2 protein-coding genes are annotated in these 1,953 nt (G+C 51.7%); one reads left to right on the top strand and one right to left on the bottom strand.

The window, feature by feature from the left end; all coding sequences use genetic code 11:
* Positions 1 to 219 precede the first annotated feature (219 nt).
* On the bottom strand, positions 220 to 1,509 hold the full coding sequence (gene hisD / locus Q0256_RS06080) for a histidinol dehydrogenase (RefSeq protein ID WP_297961154.1): 1,290 nt from the start codon (positions 1,507 to 1,509) through the stop codon (positions 220 to 222).
* Between the two features lie 147 nt (positions 1,510 to 1,656).
* Here hisD and Q0256_RS06085 point away from each other — a divergent pair.
* Positions 1,657 to 1,953 (top strand): hypothetical protein (locus Q0256_RS06085; RefSeq protein ID WP_297961157.1); only part of this gene is annotated, 297 nt, incomplete at its 3' end.

Raw genomic sequence — 1,953 nt, forward strand, 5'->3', positions numbered from 1 at the left:
CACTCTTGCCGCGACGCTTACATTTTTTAAAATTTAACTCGTCTTTAAATTTTAAAATTTCGGCTCGCGATTTCGCAACTGCCGCCGGTGCTTTTTAAAATTTCGCTTCGAAATTTTTAAGCTGTATGCGCAAACCGCCTTAAGCCATATGCGGGTAAATTTAAGCCCTTAGCCGCTTTTTTTAAAATTTCATTTCGCAATTTCGCTACCGCCGCAAAATCACTTCTCTTCAAATCTAATTTGCACCGATTTTTTGTGCGCGCCGAGCCCCTCTGCGTCCGCTAGCGCCATGCACGCGCCTCCGAGCTCGTCTATGGCGCGCTTATTTAGCGCTATAATCGAGCTTCGTTTGATGAAGTTATAAACCCCCAGAGGCGAGAAAAATCGCGCGCTTCCGCCGGTCGGCAGCGTGTGGTTAGGGCCTGCGAGGTAATCGCCCATCGCTTCAGGCGTGTAGTGGCCCAAAAATATCGCGCCTGCATGGCGTATGCGCGGAAGCAGCTCGTAGGCGTTTTCGGTCGCGATTTCTAGGTGCTCGACCGCAAGCTCGTTCATTAGCCCCACGCATTCGTTCATATCGCGTGCGATGATGATCGCGCCCTTGTTTTGGACGCTGGCGCGAGCGATCGGCTCACGTGCGAGCGTAGGAAGCTCGCGCTCGATGTGCTCGGCGACGGCGAGGGCGAATTTTTCATCGTCGCTTATCAAAAAGCTGCTTGCGATCTCGTCGTGCTCGGCTTGGCTGAGTAGATCCACGGCGATGTTGCGCGGATTTGCCGCGGCGTTTGCGATGATGCCCACTTCGCTAGGGCCCGCGATCATATCGATATTTACATCGCCGAACACGAGCTTTTTAGCGGTTGCGACGAAGATATTACCGGGGCCCGTGATGACATCGACCTTGCCGATCGTGCGCGTGCCGTATGCCATCGCCGCGATCGCGCTAGCGCCGCCCACCTTGTAGGCCTTTTTGATCCCCAGCACATGCATCGCCGCAAGCAGTAGCTCATTTACGACGCCGCCTACGGCAGGGGTGCAGACGCTGATATCCCCCACGCCCGCGACGATTGCTGGGATCGCGTTCATCAGAAGTGAGCTCGGATACGCCGCCTTGCCGCCCGGGATATACAGCCCCGCGCGATCTACCGGCGTGATCTTTTGCCCGAGCATCGCGCCGCTTGGATCGAAGCTAAACCAGCTTCTCTCAAGCTGTTTTTCATGATAAGCGTAGATGCGCTCGTATGCGATCTGAAGCGCGTTTTTTAGCTCTGCGGTTAAGTCTTCATACGCGAGACTCATTTGTTCTTGCGTGATAGCCAGATCGCCCTGTACGCGCCATCTATCAAATTTCTCAATCTGTTCGGCTAGCGCCTCATCACCGCGCGCTCTAATCTCCTCGATGATGCCGCTTACGACGGGCATTACCGATCTCATATCCGTCTCGCCGCGGCGCACCAACCTCGCAAATTCCTCTTTGAAATTTGCGTCCGTGCTTCTTAAAATTTTCATTTTCGCTCCTTGTAATGCTTGGAATTTTAACGCTTTTTGCTAAATTTCGCCTTTAAGCTCGCGGCGATGTAAATTTACAGCTCGCCGATTTTCAAAAGATTAAGCAAAAATGAAATAAAATAGCCGAAATTTTAAACGGAGCGATGTATGAAAAAGATATTTTTAGCGCTGATCGCCACGGCGGCTTTATCGCTAGCAGAAGCCACGGCTTTGTCATCAGCGGAACAAGAGGATCCCGGTATAAGTAGGTTGCAAAGCGAATGCGATAGCAACAATACCTTAGCATGCGTAAATCTCGCCATGGCATACTATTCAGGGGATGGCGTGAAGCAGGATTATGAAAAAGCAAGGGAGCTAAATTTTAAAGCCTGTAGTTTGGGCGACGGCTGGGGCTGTACTACTTTAGGGGCATCATACGAATACGGCAAGGGTGCAAAACAAGAT

This window comes from uncultured Campylobacter sp. (genome assembly GCF_937949835.1).
In the GTDB taxonomy this organism is placed as follows: Bacteria; Campylobacterota; Campylobacteria; order Campylobacterales; family Campylobacteraceae; genus Campylobacter_B.